At 64.3% G+C, this 14516-nt stretch carries 16 protein-coding genes and 2 riboswitches; of the genes, 6 read left to right on the top strand and 10 right to left on the bottom strand.

What is annotated here, in order from left to right; genetic code table 11:
- Window positions 1-115 precede the first annotated feature (115 nt).
- The 7 genes from D3876_RS15840 to D3876_RS15810 form a co-directional block, all read right to left on the bottom strand.
- Window positions 116-1117 carry a type II secretion system F family protein gene (locus tag D3876_RS15840; RefSeq protein ID WP_182912037.1) on the bottom strand — a complete coding sequence of 334 codons (1002 nt, stop codon included), beginning with the start codon at window positions 1115-1117 and terminating at the stop codon, window positions 116-118.
- A 13-nt stretch (window positions 1118-1130) separates the two neighbouring features.
- Window positions 1131-2099: a type II secretion system F family protein gene (locus D3876_RS15835; protein WP_420801968.1), complete on the bottom strand. Its 969-nt coding sequence runs from the start codon at window positions 2097-2099 to the stop codon at window positions 1131-1133.
- 73 nt (window positions 2100-2172) lie between these two features.
- Window positions 2173-3450: a nucleotide-binding protein gene (locus tag D3876_RS15830; RefSeq protein ID WP_119764135.1), complete on the bottom strand. Its 1278-nt coding sequence runs from the start codon at window positions 3448-3450 to the stop codon at window positions 2173-2175.
- A 1-nt stretch (window position 3451) separates the two neighbouring features.
- Window positions 3452-4105: a CpaD family pilus assembly protein gene (locus D3876_RS15825; RefSeq protein WP_119764134.1), complete on the bottom strand. Its 654-nt coding sequence runs from the start codon at window positions 4103-4105 to the stop codon at window positions 3452-3454.
- A gap of 14 nt (window positions 4106-4119) precedes the next feature.
- Entirely contained in the window at window positions 4120-5664 is a 1545-nt protein-coding gene (locus D3876_RS15820) for a type II and III secretion system protein family protein (RefSeq protein WP_119764132.1), read from the bottom strand.
- Window position 5665: 1 nt separating this feature from the next.
- On the bottom strand, window positions 5666-6658 hold the full coding sequence (gene cpaB / locus D3876_RS15815) for a Flp pilus assembly protein CpaB (protein ID WP_119765543.1): 993 nt from the start codon (window positions 6656-6658) through the stop codon (window positions 5666-5668).
- Between the two features lie 50 nt (window positions 6659-6708).
- The gene (locus D3876_RS15810) at window positions 6709-7182 is read right to left on the bottom strand and encodes an A24 family peptidase (protein ID WP_119764130.1); all 474 of its coding nucleotides are present in this window, start codon (window positions 7180-7182) and stop codon (window positions 6709-6711) included.
- 161 nt (window positions 7183-7343) lie between these two features.
- Between D3876_RS15810 and D3876_RS15805 the strand changes: the two genes are divergently transcribed.
- The 3 genes from D3876_RS15805 to D3876_RS15795 all read left to right on the top strand — a co-directional run bounded on the left by D3876_RS15805 (window position 7344) and on the right by D3876_RS15795 (window position 9526).
- Window positions 7344-8183: an alpha/beta fold hydrolase gene (locus tag D3876_RS15805; RefSeq protein ID WP_238475414.1), complete on the top strand. Its 840-nt coding sequence runs from the start codon at window positions 7344-7346 to the stop codon at window positions 8181-8183.
- Entirely contained in the window at window positions 8180-9268 is a 1089-nt protein-coding gene (locus tag D3876_RS15800) for an NAD(P)/FAD-dependent oxidoreductase (protein WP_119764126.1), read from the top strand. The genes D3876_RS15805 and D3876_RS15800 overlap by 4 nt, the downstream gene beginning before the upstream one ends.
- Before the next feature lie 81 nt (window positions 9269-9349).
- Window positions 9350-9526, top strand: a complete 177-nt coding sequence (locus D3876_RS15795) for a YegP family protein (RefSeq protein WP_119764124.1) — start codon at window positions 9350-9352, stop codon at window positions 9524-9526.
- A gap of 23 nt (window positions 9527-9549) precedes the next feature.
- Here D3876_RS15795 and rnhA read toward each other — a convergent pair whose 3' ends face one another.
- From rnhA to ispH, 3 genes are read right to left on the bottom strand one after another with little or no spacing between them, the layout of a single operon-like run.
- Entirely contained in the window at window positions 9550-9999 is a 450-nt protein-coding gene (rnhA, locus tag D3876_RS15790) for a ribonuclease HI (protein ID WP_119764122.1), read from the bottom strand.
- Window positions 9996-10949: a homoserine kinase gene (thrB, locus tag D3876_RS15785; RefSeq protein ID WP_119764120.1), complete on the bottom strand. Its 954-nt coding sequence runs from the start codon at window positions 10947-10949 to the stop codon at window positions 9996-9998. The genes rnhA and thrB overlap by 4 nt, the downstream gene beginning before the upstream one ends.
- A gap of 9 nt (window positions 10950-10958) precedes the next feature.
- Window positions 10959-11918: a 4-hydroxy-3-methylbut-2-enyl diphosphate reductase gene (gene ispH, locus D3876_RS15780; RefSeq protein WP_119764118.1), complete on the bottom strand. Its 960-nt coding sequence runs from the start codon at window positions 11916-11918 to the stop codon at window positions 10959-10961.
- A 110-nt stretch (window positions 11919-12028) separates the two neighbouring features.
- Between ispH and D3876_RS15775 the strand changes: the two genes are divergently transcribed.
- The 3 genes from D3876_RS15775 (at window position 12029) to gcvH (ending at window position 14511) form a co-directional block, all read left to right on the top strand.
- Entirely contained in the window at window positions 12029-12670 is a 642-nt protein-coding gene (locus D3876_RS15775; protein ID WP_182912036.1) for a hypothetical protein, read from the top strand.
- A 77-nt stretch (window positions 12671-12747) separates the two neighbouring features.
- Window positions 12748-12850: riboswitch (glycine riboswitch) on the top strand.
- A riboswitch (glycine riboswitch) is annotated at window positions 12851-12958 on the top strand.
- Window positions 12959-13021: 63 nt separating this feature from the next.
- Window positions 13022-14143: a glycine cleavage system aminomethyltransferase GcvT gene (gene gcvT, locus D3876_RS15770; protein ID WP_119765539.1), complete on the top strand. Its 1122-nt coding sequence runs from the start codon at window positions 13022-13024 to the stop codon at window positions 14141-14143.
- A complete protein-coding gene (gene gcvH, locus D3876_RS15765) occupies window positions 14140-14511 on the top strand; it encodes a glycine cleavage system protein GcvH (RefSeq protein ID WP_119764116.1) in 372 nt (123 codons plus the stop codon). The genes gcvT and gcvH overlap by 4 nt, the downstream gene beginning before the upstream one ends.
- The last annotated feature ends 5 nt before the right edge of the window (window positions 14512-14516 follow it).

The following is a 14516-nucleotide window of genomic DNA, read 5'->3' as shown; positions in this document are numbered from 1 at the left end:
ACGGTGAACAAGCCCACCAAGCCCCCGGCTTGGCTGAGGATTGCCGGGGGCAATCCTCACTTGTTCACTTCGCCAAGCTCAACGGCTACTCAGGGCGAGCGGCGTTGTCCGTTCGTCAGATCCCGCCGTCGATGAAGCTGTCGGTGATCGAGCAGGCCGCGGGGCCAAGGATCACGATGAACAGCACGGGCAGAATGAACAGGATCAGCGGCACCGTCATGATCGCGGGCAGCCGCGCGGCCTTTTCCTCGGCGCGCATCATGCGTTCGTTGCGGAATTCGGCCGACAGCACGCGCAGCGCCGAGGCGAGTGGCGTGCCGTATTTCTCGGTCTGGATCATGGTGGTGACGACGCCGCGCACCGCATCGAGAGCGACGCGCTGCGCCAGGTTCTCGAAGGCCATGCGCCGTTCGGTCAGAAAGCCCAGCTCAATCGCGGTAAGCGCGAATTCGTCACCGAGTTCAGGATAGCCACGGCCCAGCTCGCGCGCGACGCGGTGGAAGGCGGCGTCAACGGTCAGGCCCGCCTCGGCGCAGATGACGAGCAGGTCAAGCGCGTCGGGAAGCCCCTTGCGGATTGCATCGCTGCGCTTGTTGATCTTGTTCTGCACGAAAAGATCGGGCGCCTTGTAGCTGCCGATCAGCGAACCCGCGGCGAGCCCGAGCTGCTTGAGCGGCCCCGAGTCGGCGAACCAGCCGAGCAGGTAGATGCCCACCACCATCGTCCCGCCGAAGACGATCGGCAGGATCAGGCGACTGAAGATGACGACGACCGCGACGTCCTTCGAGCGGATGCCCGCTTGCGCCAGCTTGATCTGTGCGGCCTTGACCTGGCCGTCCTGGAGGACCTTCAACGACTTGAGGAAGGAACGGATGCGGTCGGTCGTCTCGCTTTGGTGGACCAGCTTCGCGCGGCGCTTGGAGGTCGAGGCGACGATGCCCGCCTTCAACTGTTCGCGGCGCTCGTTGAGCGACTTGACGCGCTTGGCCATCGGATCGCGAACGGTCGTCGCCGCGTAGATCGCCACGAGGATCGCGAATGTGGCGACCGCGGCGAGCAGTGTGGCTGCCCAGATGACGTCGACCCCCATGATGGTCGGTGCGGCTGTTTCGGTCATGTCCCTGTCGCCTTCAGATTTCGAAGCTGACCATCTTGGCCATCATGAATGCCCCGATGCTCATCCAGATGAGGCCGCCGCCGCCCGCGATCATCAGTCGCTGATCGACGAAGAAGTTGCCCATATACTCAGGGTTCACGAAATAGATCAGGGTGAACACGATGAAGGGCAGCGAGCCGACGATATAGGCCGACGCCTTGGATTCGGACGACATCGCCTTGATCTTGAGCTTCATCTGCGCACGCTTGCGCAGCACATCGGCAAGGTTGGAAAGCGTTTCCGCGAGGTTGCCGCCCGTCTCGCGCTGGATGGCGAGCGTGATGCAGAAGAACTGGAATTCGGGCGTACCCAACCGGTCGGCGGAGTCCTGAAGCGCCTGATCCATGGTGCGGCCAATCTTGATCTTGTCGCTTACTATGCCGAACTCCTCGCCCACGGGGCCAGGGACCTCATTGGCGACGACACCCAGCGTTTCCGAGATAGGCAGGCCGGCGCGCAGACCGCGCACGAGCAACTCGATTGCATCGGGGAAACGTACGGTGAATTGATTCACACGGCGCTTGATCAGCGAACTGACGACTGCGTGCGGGATGGCAAGGCCAACTGCGACTCCGACCAGAAGCGCAAGCAGCAGCGGCCAGCCCATAGTCAGCCCGATCGCTGCCACCGCGATCGCAATCCCTCCCGAAACTGCACCATATTGCCCCAGCGACCAGTTCTTGCCCGTCCGTCCGATGCGCTGCTTGAGCAACGCGGGATTGGGCATGAACTGCGCCGCGAAACCGTCCATGCGAGACTCGCGGTTGGAGATGACGCGGCGCATCTGCGCCTCGATCGTCGCGCTGGCGTTTGCGGCGTGGCGATCCTTGACCGCTGAAAGGCGGCGCGATTGGATCTTGGCCAGCGAAGGTCCCGAAAAAGCGGCGAACAGCAGAACGAGCACGCCAGCGAGTCCGGCTGCAACGGTTAGAATGGGCATCATCGCAGTCATTCCCCCTGCCAATCCAAGCCGGGGGGCGTGCGCAGCCTTGACGGTTGCGCATCGCCCGCCATGGTCAGGCCTTTGCCGCCTTTTTGGGCATCAGCCCTTTCAGGTCGCCCAGTTTGCCGAGCAAGGACTTGCCCTTGGCGGCCTCGGCCTCGTCCCCGCCGTCTTCGACACAGCTCAGCAGGCGGTTCGAGAGATCGAGCAGGCTGGTGCTGAGTTTCGAGCCCTTGCCGGCTTCCGCAATGGGCTTGCCCAGCTTGGCGGCCTGCGCCGCGACCTTCTGGTCGAGCGGGATCACCAGATCGACCTTGCGTTCAATCGATGTCTCGAAGTCCTTGCGGCTAACCTCTGACGCACCGCTCGCCGGGACGCGGTTGGCAACCACCATCACGCGCGCCTGCGGAGCATTGCTCTTGAGCCACGACAGGATGCGGATCACGTCCCGAGCGGCGGCCAGTGTCAGCTCGGTCACCACCACGGCCGCATGCGCTTCGTGAAGCAGGTGCGGATGCTGGACGAGCATCGAGCGTGGCAGGTCGATCACGGTGCACTCGAACGCCGAGCGCATTTCCTCCTGAAGCTGGAAGAACGCCGATCCGTCGGTGAGCATGGCCTGATTGAGCGGTGCTTCGGCCGACAAAATCGAAAGCTTTTCGTTCGCCTTGACCATCGCGCGCTCGATAAAGAGCCCGTCGATACGGCTCGGATTCTCGATTGCGTCCGTCAGGCCGCGGCCGGGTTCCAGATCGAGAGCCAGCGCGCCGGTGCCGAAATGGACGTCGAGATCTAGCATTGCGGTCGACCGCCCCGATTTCTCGCCGAACAGCCAGGCGAGCGAGGTAGCGATCGTCGAGCTACCGACGCCGCCGCGTGCGCCGATGACCGCGGTCATCAGATGCGGCCGCTCGGCCGCCGGGTCGAGATGCTTGGGGGCGTTGAAAACCGCCTGCGCCTGCGCAAATGCGTCACGGAGCTGGTCCGGGCTGAACGGCTTCAGCAGATAATCCTGGATGCCGCTCGCGACCAGGTCGCGGTACAGCCGGACATCGTTCACCTGGCCCGCCGCGATCACGACGGTGCCCGGTTCGCACACCTCTGCAAGCGCGTTGATGTCATTGAGCGGATCGCCCGATTCTGACAGGTCGACGAACAGGATGCTTGGGCTGGCCGAAACCGAGAGCGACTGGACGGCATTGCGAAGCCCACCCTTATTGACCTTCTCGGGCGACCAGCCGAGCTCGACGGCCACCGCTCGGATGACCTCAACCGCCGCATCATCACATACATAGGCGTTGAAGGGTTCGCGCAGCGCCGCGCCGCGGCCGGGAGTCCATGGTGCGTTCATGTTACTGCGCTCCCTTCGACGATTCTTGTTTGACTTCAGTGACCCCGGTGAGCACGCGATCGCGGAAGGCCTTGACGGCCTTGGTTGCGGTGTGCGCGTCAGAGCCGCCCTGGCCATTGCGGCCATGGAGGAGATCTTCGGGGTCAGCGATCATCGCCGCGAGGTTCTTGGCCGACGCGCAGCCGAAGTTCGACATGGTCGATGCTTCGTATTCAGGCTGCGACGGACGGCTCCAATCGGGGCACTCGGGGACCGAGGCCGTCATGCGACTGACGACGACCCGGATGCTGCCCGGTGCTACCTGTCCCGAAGTGACCGGCGCGCCTTCCTCCAGCAGCATGCCGGAACGCGCCGCGACAGCAGCAACCGTTTCGCGCGCGCCGCTGCTGGCCAATCCCGAAGGATCGTCGATCGAAACGCGATCCCCATAACCCAGTTCGAGCGTATCGAACCAGGTTGAAAGGCGTTGTGTCTCGCCCGCAGCCAGACCCCGTTCGCCTCCCGTCTGCAGATCGACCGTGTAATCGGTACGCTGCACTACGGGTTGGTGAACGCTCTCCATTCCCGGATTGAAGGTTCCGCCACCACAGCCGCCCAGTGCAAGGGCGAGCGCGATACCGGCAGTTCCAGATAGTGTTTTCACGATCTTGCTCATCGGTCGACTCCCGATCAATCGAAGCTGAAACCCGGCGCAGCGCCGGCGTCGTTCTTGCCTGGCGCAACGGCAACTTGTTCCGGTGCCGGCGCAATGGGCGCCGGTCCACGACCCCCCGACGCCGGCAGTGCGGCGCTCGGATCATAGGGCGTCACGCCCGGTTGTACGGTCCGCGGCGCACCACTGCGGGGAACCGGACGACGCTCGCCCGATTGACCCTTGAAGGTCTGCCCCATAAGAAACGTCTCGGCATCGTTGGTGCCGCGATAACCGTCAGTCGGCAGTGCAATCTGGTTCGCCGAAACGGGCTTCACCAGATAGGGCGTTACCACGATCATCAGCTCGGATTCCGCGCGCTTGAACCGCTTGGAGCGAAACAGAGCGCCGAGCACCGGCAGATCGCCGAGGAACGGCGCCTTGTCGACCGAGTTGTTGTGATTGCTGCTGAGCAATCCGCCAATCATGAAGCTCTGGCCAGAACCAAGCTCGACCGTCGTTTCCGCGCGGCGGGTCGAGAAGCCGGGAATGGTAAAGCCGTTGAGCTTGACCGAACCCGCGTCGGTGAGTTGCGAGACCTCGGGACGCACGCGCATCGAGATGCGACCGTCCGCAAGCACAATCGGCGTGAAGGCAAGGCTGACGCCATATTGCTTGAACTCGATCGAGACTGAACCAAGCCCTTCGCTGACCGGGATCGGAATTTCGCCGCCAGCCAGAAAACTTGCCGTCTCGCCCGACAACGCAGTCAGGTTCGGGTTCGCGAGCGTGCTGACGAGACCGTCGGTTTCGGCAAGATCGAGCGCGGCCTGAATGTCCATGCCGAGAAAGCGATCGACAATGCCAATCATGCTCCCGACGCCCGTTCCCTTGACGGTGACGCCGCCGGTGTCCGGATCGATCGTAATCGCGTCGGCGCGGCCTTGCGAGAAAAAGAAGTTGCCATCGGTGGCCAAAAGATTGACGCCGATCGACTTGCTGAAATCGCGGCTCACCTCGACAATGCGCACCTGAAGATTTACCTGCAGCGGCGTCGCGGTGCGCAGGCGGCTGACCACCTGCGTGTTCGCGCCGACAAACGCCTGCGCAAGACGTTCGGCTTCGGCGATATCGTCGGGATTGGCCACCGTGCCGGTGAGCAGAACCAGTCCGTTCATCGGCGTCGCCTGAATCTCCGCATCGGGCAGAGCCAGCCCCAGCATCGAATCGACGGTGCCGAAGTTGTTCCCGACGCGGACATTCGCCGCATAGACCACCTTGCCGCCGCGCGACGTGGCGTAGACTGTCGTCTCGCCGGCGCCTTTGGCAAAGATATAGAGCTGTGTTGGCGAACGCACCTGGACGTCGGCGATCGCGTCATTGGCGACGAACAGATCCGACATCGGCGAGGAGAGGTTCACCAGCGTGCCCCGGCCCGTCGAAAGATTGACCGTGGTCGAAGGCTGCGAGGCCCCGCCCGGCGCCGCACCCAGCGAACCCGGCGCGATGGCGATTCCCATCGTCAGAGCCGCAGCGAGTGCGCATTCGAGAGAATGTTTCCTGGTCTTGGTCATGAAAGCCATGTCACTTACCCCCCACCGAAACTTCGGTGACATTGTTGCCGCGGGCAACGCGAACCACGGGCCCGGCGAAGGTTCCGCCGCCCGCAACACTCACTGACCCCCCCGCATTGCCGCTCTTCTGCATCGGCACGGAGCGGCGCTGGAAGCGCGAGACATCGGCGCCGGTGACGAAGGTGGTCGCGGAGTCGTTGGGACGCGACGCGACGGCGATGAGCATCTGCTTGTCGGCCTTCGGATCGCTGCCTTCGGGCACCTTGACCTCGCCGGCCGCAATGGCACGCTCCAGATCGGCCGCATTGTCGGCGATCGAGCGCAGCGACAGCGAGAGCTGGCCGATCGTCTGCGCGACCGCGATCTTCTCTGCGATACGCGGTGTCGTCTCGAGCGTTACCGTCGAGAAAGTCGTGACCTCGGTCTTGCCTTCCTCGTTGGTGGGCACGGTACGCTGGTCGGTTGCAAGAACGCGCAGGTTGCTGATGATCGTCTCCGATGCCTTGAGCTCGGGACCTTCGCCGCCGACGCTCTGCGTCAGCACCAGGTCGATCCGGTCTCCCGGGAAGACAAATCCGGCGACACCGCTCTGCGCCGAGACCGAGACGGTCACCGCGCGCATGCCCGGGCCGAGCGCCGCGGCGAGGAAGCCGCGATCGCCAGGCTTGACAAGTGCGCCCTGCGTGATCGGCTGACCGGCGGTGATGGCATAGCGCACCACCGTGCCCGCCATGTTCCCCATCTCGGCTTCACCCTCGATGTAGTAGGCGCTCTGGACGAGATCCTTGGGCCAGGGCTGGAAGCGAAAGCTGTCGGGCTCGATGATCGTGCCGACGGGCAGCGCGCGTGTCGCTACCAGCACCTTCGGACCGGTCGGTTCGGGCGCGACTGCCGCCGCCGCCTGTGGAGCGGATGCGCCGCTGAACATGTTCTTGGCCATGATGGCGGTCACCGCTGCGATTACGAGCGCGCCAACCAGCAATGCGATCTTTTTGACATCCATGACGACAATCGCCTCCTGAGCCGGGCCCCCCATCGGCCCGCCATGTTTGATCAAGCAAAATGGTTAAGATAAGGTTGGGTCATTACCCAAAGTCCGCCGGCAGCTATCGCGACGCCATAGGGAACCTCGATATTTGTCTGTGATTTGCGTATCTTATGGTGGACGAGCATGGCTGCGGTAAGCACCCCTCCGGCGATCGCCATGATGAACAACATGGTGAAAAGTTCGCCAAGCGGCAGCCACAGCGCGAGCGCGCCAAGCATTTTCACGTCGCCCCCGCCCATGGCCCCCAGCGCGAACATCATGGCGAATGCCGCAAAGACCGCGAGGCCGATGGCGAGCTGGATTGCCATATCGGGCCAGAGCGCATAGCCGTTCGCCCACCAGAACAGGGGAGCGAGCAGCGCGATGGCAGCGTTCAGCCAATTGTCGATCTGTCGACGTTTGACGTCGGTGAACGCCGCAAGCAGCATCAGGCCGCCAACCGCAACCACCAGAATGTGTGCGAAAAATCCCCCCGTCATAGGATGCAGGCTAGACGCTATGCCTTACGAAACCGTAACCAAGACGTATGGAAACCATTATCTTTAACCGTCGCGAGATCCCGGCCGGGGCGGTCAATCGCAGCGATGTCGCAGTGGACGGATGGCCGCTCAGGGTCTTCGAATGGCCCCCGGAATCGGGAATGCGCCGTGGCACGCTGTTGTTTCAAGGCGGTCGCGGGGACATTTTCGAGAAATATCTGGAAGCCTTCGATCACTGGCATCGCCGTGGCTGGCACATATCCAGCTTCGATTGGCGCGGACAGGGCGGGTCGGGGCGGTTTGCGGCCGATCCCAGGGTCGGCCATGTCGAGGACTTCGCGGTCTGGGTGGACGAACTGGCCGGGCGCTTCGCTGCGCTCAGGGACACGACGCCCGGACCGCATGTTGTTGTCGCCCACTCGATGGGCGGGCACCTTGTGTTGCGCGCGCTGATCGAGCGCCGCATCGCTCCCGATGCGGTCGTTCTGGTCGCGCCGATGCTGGGGCTACGGAGCCAGCCTTTCTCTCAGCGTGTCGCCGCCCGAATAGCACGCTTTATGACCAGGATCGGTCGGCCCGAGCGCGCCGCATGGAAGCACAATGAGCGCCCATCCTTGCCCGGCGCGTCGCGGCAGAAGTTTCTGACCCATAGCCTGGAGCGCTATGACGACGAGCTTTGGTGGAAAACGCAGAAACCTGAACTGGCGCTGGGGCCGCCAAGCTGGCAATGGCTCGCCGCCGCCTATCGCTCGACGCTCGACAGCTTCGCGCCGGGGCGGCTGGAGAGCGTCCACGTGCCGATCCTGTTGATTTGTGCCGATGCCGACCGGCTGGTCGATCCCGAGTCGACCCGCGTGGCGGCTCGACGTCTGCCTGATGCGCGCCTCCTCCGATTCGGTGTGGAATCGGCGCATGAAATCCTGCGCGAGGCCGATCCGGTAAGGCTGCATGCGCTCGCGGAGATCGACCGCTTCTTCGATGAAAGGGCTACGGCCGGGTGAAGCACTACGATGTGGCTATCATTGGCGCGGGCATGGCCGGCGCCAGCCTTGCCGCGGAGATCGCGCGGCATGCGAGCGTTGTCGTCCTCGAGGCGGAGGACCGGCCCGGCTATCACGCGACGGGGCGCTCGGCAGCTTTCTGGAGCGAAACCTATGGCGGCGTGGGGGTTCAGCCGCTGACCTCGGCCTCCGGGCCGATACTTGCCGAGGGTGGTTTTTTGTCCCCCTTGGGTTCGCTGCATATCGGGCGCGCCGCCGACAGGCCGACAATCGACGCGTTTCTCGCCGAGTTCGAGAATAGCAACATCACGCTCGCCGAGGTCGATCCGGCGGCGCAGGTGCCCGGGTTGCGCAGCGAGTGGACGCTGGGCGTCAGCGAGCCGAGCTGCAGCTATATTGATGTGGCCGGGCTGCACGCGGCCTGTTTGGGCGCCGCGCGTCGCGCCGGTGTTGAGGTGCTGTGCAAAGCGGCGCTGGTCAATGCGACGCGCGATGCCGCCGGCTGGCTGCTCGACACCGCGGCTGGCCCGGTGCGCGCCGGGATCGTCGTCAACGCTGCCGGCGCCTGGGCCGACCGCATCGCGAAAATGGCGGGTGTGCGACCGCTCGGCATCGCCGCCTATCGCCGTACCATGACGCAGATCCGCACCGAACCGCTTGCGCCCGAAGGGCTGCCGCTCGTCGCTGACATCGGTGGAAAATTCTACTTCAAGCCCGAACCCGGCGGGCGGTTGTGGCTCAGTCCGCATGACGAGAGTCCGACCGAACCGTGCGATGCCGCGGCGGAAGAGATCGACGTCGCGCTGGCCATCGAACGCTTCGAGGGTGTCGTTGACTGGCGCGTCGCCGCGGTCGAGCACAAATGGGCTGGCTTGAGGAGCTTTGCGCCCGATCGCCTGCCCGTCTACGGCTTCGACCCGCGCGAGCCCGGCTTCTTCTGGTGCGTCGGACAGGGCGGTTTCGGCATACAAACGGCGCCGGCGGGTGCAATGTTGGGAGCAGCGCTATTGCTTGGCCATACGCCCGATGCGGCCGTGCGGAGCATTGATGCCATGATCTACGCGCCCGGGCGTTTCGACGCGTGACCTTGCGTTACAGTCGTATGCTGGCGTGCAGCCCGATCTCTCGTTAGCTTCGCGATCGCCTGTCAACGCACGGAGGATCCGATGGCACACAAATTCGTGATCGAGAAGAACAAGGCTGGCGAGTTCGTTGCGAAGTTCAAGTATAACAGCGAGATCATCTGGTGGACCGAGGGTTATTCCAGCAAGGCCTCGGCGCAGAACGCCATCGATTCCATCCTGAAGAATGGCTCAGCAGCCGAACTCGAAGACAATAGCTGACGACACGTCGCGCCGCCTGCGGATCAGCGTCCGCGGGCGGCCTCCGCTGCCGCGCTGGCGAGCCGGTCGGCGCGCTCATTGTCCGGGTCGCCGGCATGACCCTTCACCCATTTCCACTCGATCCTGTGCGGGCGAACGGCTTCAAGCAGTTCCTGCCACAATTCGGCATTCTTGACGGGCTGCCGTGACGCTGTGCGCCAGCCATTCTTCAGCCAGCCATGGATCCATTTGGTGATGCCGTCCTTCACATAGACGCTGTCGGTCGACAACGTCACGCGACACGGGCGTTTCAGGGCCTGAAGCGCGCGGATCGCCGCCATCAGCTCCATGCGGTTGTTGGTGGTCAGGGGCTCTCCGCCCGAAAGCTCCTTCTCGCGCCCGCCCATGCGCAGCACGGCCCCCCAGCCGCCGGGACCGGGATTGCCCTTGCATGCGCCGTCGGTCGCAATCTCGACATGCGAAACCTCGCTCATGCGAACAGGTCGCCCCGATCGTAAAGCTGCAGACGGCGCCAATAGGCGAGCGGATCCTTGCGCGTCACCAGCGCGTCTGCCGGCGTGTTGAGCCAGTCCCATGCGCGCGATAGCAGGAAGCGGATGCATGCGCCCTTCGCAAGCTTGGTCAGCTCGGCCCGCTCGGCGGGGGTGAGGCCGAACGCCTGCTCATAGCCACGGATCAGGGCGTTCCCCACCTCCCGCTCAAAATGGCTGCCGGTTGTGTCGAAGGCCCAGGCGGTGTGCATGATCGCGAGATCGAACGCGCGAACGTCGGTGCAGGCGAAATAAAAGTCGATCAGCCCGGTCACCGAATCACCGCGCATCAGCACATTGTCCGGAAACAGGTCGGCGTGGATCACGCCATGCGGCAGAAGATCGCCGGCCCAGCCCGAACGAACCGCGTCAAGCTGGAAGCCGACATCGTCATACAGGCCCGGTGAGATTGCATCGAGATCCCGGCCGCAGCGCTCGAACAACGGCTGCCAGGTATCGATCCCCATGGAATTGGGACGTGTGGGCGTGAAATCTGCGAGCACAGCGTGCATCCGGCCCATCGCCTCGCCCGCCGCATGCGCCTGCGCCGGCGTGGGATGCGTTACCGAGACACCGGGCAGAAACTCGATCAGGCAGGCGGGGCGGCCTTCGAGGCTATGGATCGCGCGACCCTCGCGATCCGGCAGCGCACGTGGCACCGGCAGGCCGCGCGCGGCCAGATGGTCGAGCACCGCGAGAAAGAAAGGGAGGTCGTCCGCCGAGACGCGCTTTTCATACAGCGTCAGGATGAAGCGGCCGGTGGTCGTATCGACGAGATAGTTGCTGTTCTCCACGCCCTCGGCGATGCCTTTGGCGGAAACGAGCTCTCCTGCGTCGAATCGCGTCAGGAAAGCGGCGAGTGCCTCGGCAGAGACCTGTGTATAGACCGCCATCTGTATCGGTCAGGCGGCTTCGAGGTCGCGGGGGAGTTTGAACGCGATGTCCTCGACCGCGGTCGTCACCTCGCGCTCGGTGACATCATAGACTTCCGCGATGCGGTCCACGACCTCACGGACCAGCAATTCGGGGGCTGAGGCGCCCGCGGTGATGCCAAGAGAGGCGACGCCTTCGAGCCAGGCGAAATCGACATCGTCGGCACGTTGGATCAGTTGCGCCCGCGCACCGCTGCGCTCGGCGACCTCGACCAGGCGGAGCGAGTTCGAGGAATTGGGCGCGCCGATCACGAGCACTGCCTGGCAAGAGGCGGCGATCGCCTTGACCGCGGCCTGACGATTTGACGTGGCGTAGCAGATGTCCTCGCCACGCGGCGCCTGCATCGACGGGAAGCGCGCCTTAAGCGTCGTGACGATCTCGGCGGTGTCGTCGACCGAAAGCGTCGTCTGCGTCAGGAAGGCGAGCGCTTCGCTGTCGGCGGGTTCGATCGCGCGTGCGTCGGCGACCGTCTCGATCAGCGTCATCGAGCCTTCGGGCACCTGGCCGAACGTGCCGATCACCTCGGGGTGCCCCTTGTGGCCGACAAACAGGATGTGGCGCCCGGCCGCGACAAGGCGTTCGGCCTGTCTGTGCACCTTGGAAACCAGCGGGCAGGTCGCATCAAGATAGTTGAGACCCCGCTCGGCGGCCTTGGCCGGCACCACCTTGGGCACGCCATGCGCCGAAAAGACGACGGGCACATCGTCCGGCACGTCGTTGAGCTCCTCGACGAAGATCGCGCCTTTGGCTTTGAGCGTGTCGACAACGAACTTGTTGTGTACAATTTCGTGCCGGACATAGACGGGCGCGCCATATTTCTCGATCGCGAGTTCGACGATGCGGATCGCACGGTCGACGCCAGCGCAAAAGCCGCGTGGTGCTGCGATCAGCAGCTCGATGCAGGGGCGAGGCACGGCATTTTCGGTCATGTCGCGGACGCCTCTACGCCATTGTGTGCGCCCGCGAAAGTCGCTTCCTCTTGTCCACTTCGCTCTTGGCTGGCAAACGTGCGCTCCGTCATCGTTTCAAGGATCCGTCTGTGCCCAGTCTGAAGCCGCTATTTGTCTGCACTGCTCTGCTCGCGCTTTCGGCCTGCGCCGGACAGGAAAACCAGATCATGGAAGGCGGCATTGCCGCTGTTCGCTCGGCCTGCCCGGGCGTCGGCGTGCCTGCGCATACCGGTGATATCACGCTCTTCAATCCCACGACCAGCCGCGACGCCAGCGCAATCGACGTCGTCGCCGCGATCACCAATGTGCGCACAACTTGCGACGATACGGGTGCCGAGATCGTCGCCAATGCGACCTTCGATGTCGTTGCAACGCGCAGCAATGCCAGCGGCGCGCGTGAAGTCGTGCTGCCCTATTTCTCGACCGTCGTGCGCGGCGGTCGCGCTGTCGTCTCCAAGCGGGTAGGCCGCGTTGCGGTGCGTTTCGAGGATGGCCAGACGCGCGCGCAGACCAGCAGTTCGGCGAGCGCTTCGGTCAACCGGGCCGCAGCGACGCTGCCCGACGATATCGAGCAGCGCATTACGCGCCGGCGCAAGGCCGGCGATGCGGACGCGGCGATCGATCCGATGTCGATCCCCGAAGTCCGTGACGCCGTGGCGCGCGCCAGCTTCGAACTGCTCGTCGGCTTTCAGCTCACCAACGAGCAGCTCCAGTATAATGCCACGCGCTAAGCCGGGTACGATAAGCGCGATTGACTCGAATCGCTCGTCGGCCCAAGGCGATTAGGCGTCATCGGCGGGAAACCGCTGGGGATCGCGCGGGAGAGCGTCCTGTATCCGTGAGACGGAGACAGGGCCGCCGAAGGAGCAACCGCCCCGGAATCTCTCAGGTCAAAGGACCGCGCGAGCCCGTGACACTCTGGAAAGCGTTCTGGCGAAGGCCAGGACCACCGAAGGGGTAAGCCCGGTCCTTCGCAGGATCGCGCGAAAGCTCTCAGGTACCGTGACAGAGGGGGCAATGAAGAGGCGCCACGAATCCGTGGCCACGCTTCATTGACCCTGACCGACGTTACGGAGTGCAAGATGACCGAAGCCACCGAAGAGACGATCACCCCGCTGCCGCTCGATGGCTGGCATCGTGCGCAGGGTGCGCGGATGGTGTCCTTCGCGGGCTATGCGATGCCGATCCAGTACGAAGGCATCATGGCCGAGCATCTGTGGACGCGCGAAAATGCCGGGCTGTTCGATGTCAGCCATATGGGCCAGCTCAGCTTCACCGGCGAAGGCGCCGACAAGGCACTGGAAACGCTGCTTCCCGGCGAAATCCAGGCGCTGGGCGTGGATCGGATGCGCTATTCGTTGCTGCTGGACGAGACCGGGGGAATCCACGACGATCTCATGGTCACTCGTCGCGCCAACGACATCTACATGGTCGTCAACGGTGCCACGAAGTTCGACGATATCGGCTATATGCGCGAGCATCTGCCCGACGAGATCTCCATGAACCACATGGAAGATCAGGCGCTGCTGGCGCTGCAGGGCCCCAAGGCCGTCACCGCGCTGTCGCGGCTCGTGCCCGGCGTCGAGGCGCTCTATTTCATGCAGGCCGGCGCCTTCGAATGGGACGGGGCAACGCTCTGGGTCAGCCGTTCGGGCTATACCGGCGAGGACGGTTTCGAGATTTCGGTGCCCGCCGACAAGGTCGAGGCGCTGGCGCAGGCGCTGGTCGATCAGGACGAGGTCAAGCCGATCGGGCTTGGCGCGCGCGATTCGCTGCGGCTCGAGGCGGGGCTGCCGCTCTACGGCCATGACCTGAGCCTCGAGACCGACCCGGTTTCGGCCGACCTGACCTTCGCGATGCAGAAGCGGCGGCGCGAGGAGGGCGGCTTCATGGGCGCCGACGCGATCCTCAGGAAGCTTGCCGACGGTCCCGCGACCAAACGCGTCGGCCTGGCGATCGAGGGCCGTCTGCCCGCGCGCGAAGGCGCGGAAATTTACGCCGGCGATACGCTGATCGGCGCCGTCACCTCGGGCGGATTCGCGCCCAGCGTCGGTGAGCCGATCGCGATGGGCTATGTCGATGCCGCCTACAGCGCGCCCGGCACGCGCCTGCAGATCGAAGTCCGGGGCAAGCGGATCGACGCCGTCGTCGCGCCCATGCCCTTCGTCCCCCACCGCTATCATCGCAAAGGAGCTGCGAAATGAGCCGTTATTTCACCGAGGATCACGAATGGGTCGACGTCGAGGGTGAGGTCGCGACCGTCGGCATCACCGATTACGCGCAGGAGCAGCTTGGCGACATCGTGTTCGTCGAGGTTCCCGAAGAGGGCAAGGAAGTCTCCAAGGGCGATGACGCCGCGGTGGTCGAGTCGGTGAAGGCGGCGTCCGATGTCTACGCGCCCGTCTCGGGCACCGTGATCGAGGGCAATGCCGCGCTTGAGGGCGATCCCGCGCTGGTGAACAGCTCGCCCGAGGAAGACGGCTGGTTCTTCAAGCTGACGCTGTCGGATGCTTCCGAACTCGACGAACTGATGGACGAGGCGGCCTACAAGGCGTTCGTCGCCAAGCTGTAAGCCAC

The organism is Sphingomonas cavernae, assembly GCF_003590775.1.
Taxonomy (GTDB): Bacteria; Pseudomonadota; Alphaproteobacteria; order Sphingomonadales; family Sphingomonadaceae; genus Sphingobium_A; species Sphingobium_A cavernae.
This window is presented reverse-complemented; position numbering and strand designations above follow the sequence as displayed.

What these genes read in the sequence shown, in the direction of transcription:
- D3876_RS15840 (WP_182912037.1), bottom strand. Translation starts at nt 1,117, where the DNA reads ATGACCGAAACAGCCGCACCGACCATCATGGGGGTCGACGTCATCTGG.
- D3876_RS15835 (WP_420801968.1), bottom strand. Translation starts at nt 2,099, where the DNA reads ATGATGCCCATTCTAACCGTTGCAGCCGGACTCGCTGGCGTGCTCGTT.
- D3876_RS15830 (WP_119764135.1), bottom strand. Translation starts at nt 3,450, where the DNA reads ATGAACGCACCATGGACTCCCGGCCGCGGCGCGGCGCTGCGCGAACCC.
- D3876_RS15825 (WP_119764134.1), bottom strand. Translation starts at nt 4,105, where the DNA reads ATGAGCAAGATCGTGAAAACACTATCTGGAACTGCCGGTATCGCGCTC.
- D3876_RS15820 (WP_119764132.1), bottom strand. Translation starts at nt 5,664, where the DNA reads ATGGCTTTCATGACCAAGACCAGGAAACATTCTCTCGAATGCGCACTC.
- cpaB (WP_119765543.1), bottom strand. Translation starts at nt 6,658, where the DNA reads ATGGATGTCAAAAAGATCGCATTGCTGGTTGGCGCGCTCGTAATCGCA.
- D3876_RS15810 (WP_119764130.1), bottom strand. Translation starts at nt 7,182, where the DNA reads ATGACGGGGGGATTTTTCGCACACATTCTGGTGGTTGCGGTTGGCGGC.
- D3876_RS15805 (WP_238475414.1), top strand. Translation starts at nt 7,344, where the DNA reads ATGCGCCGTGGCACGCTGTTGTTTCAAGGCGGTCGCGGGGACATTTTC.
- D3876_RS15795 (WP_119764124.1), top strand. Translation starts at nt 9,350, where the DNA reads ATGGCACACAAATTCGTGATCGAGAAGAACAAGGCTGGCGAGTTCGTT.
- rnhA (WP_119764122.1), bottom strand. Translation starts at nt 9,999, where the DNA reads ATGAGCGAGGTTTCGCATGTCGAGATTGCGACCGACGGCGCATGCAAG.
- thrB (WP_119764120.1), bottom strand. Translation starts at nt 10,949, where the DNA reads ATGGCGGTCTATACACAGGTCTCTGCCGAGGCACTCGCCGCTTTCCTG.
- ispH (WP_119764118.1), bottom strand. Translation starts at nt 11,918, where the DNA reads ATGACCGAAAATGCCGTGCCTCGCCCCTGCATCGAGCTGCTGATCGCA.
- gcvT (WP_119765539.1), top strand. Translation starts at nt 13,022, where the DNA reads ATGACCGAAGCCACCGAAGAGACGATCACCCCGCTGCCGCTCGATGGC.
- gcvH (WP_119764116.1), top strand. Translation starts at nt 14,140, where the DNA reads ATGAGCCGTTATTTCACCGAGGATCACGAATGGGTCGACGTCGAGGGT.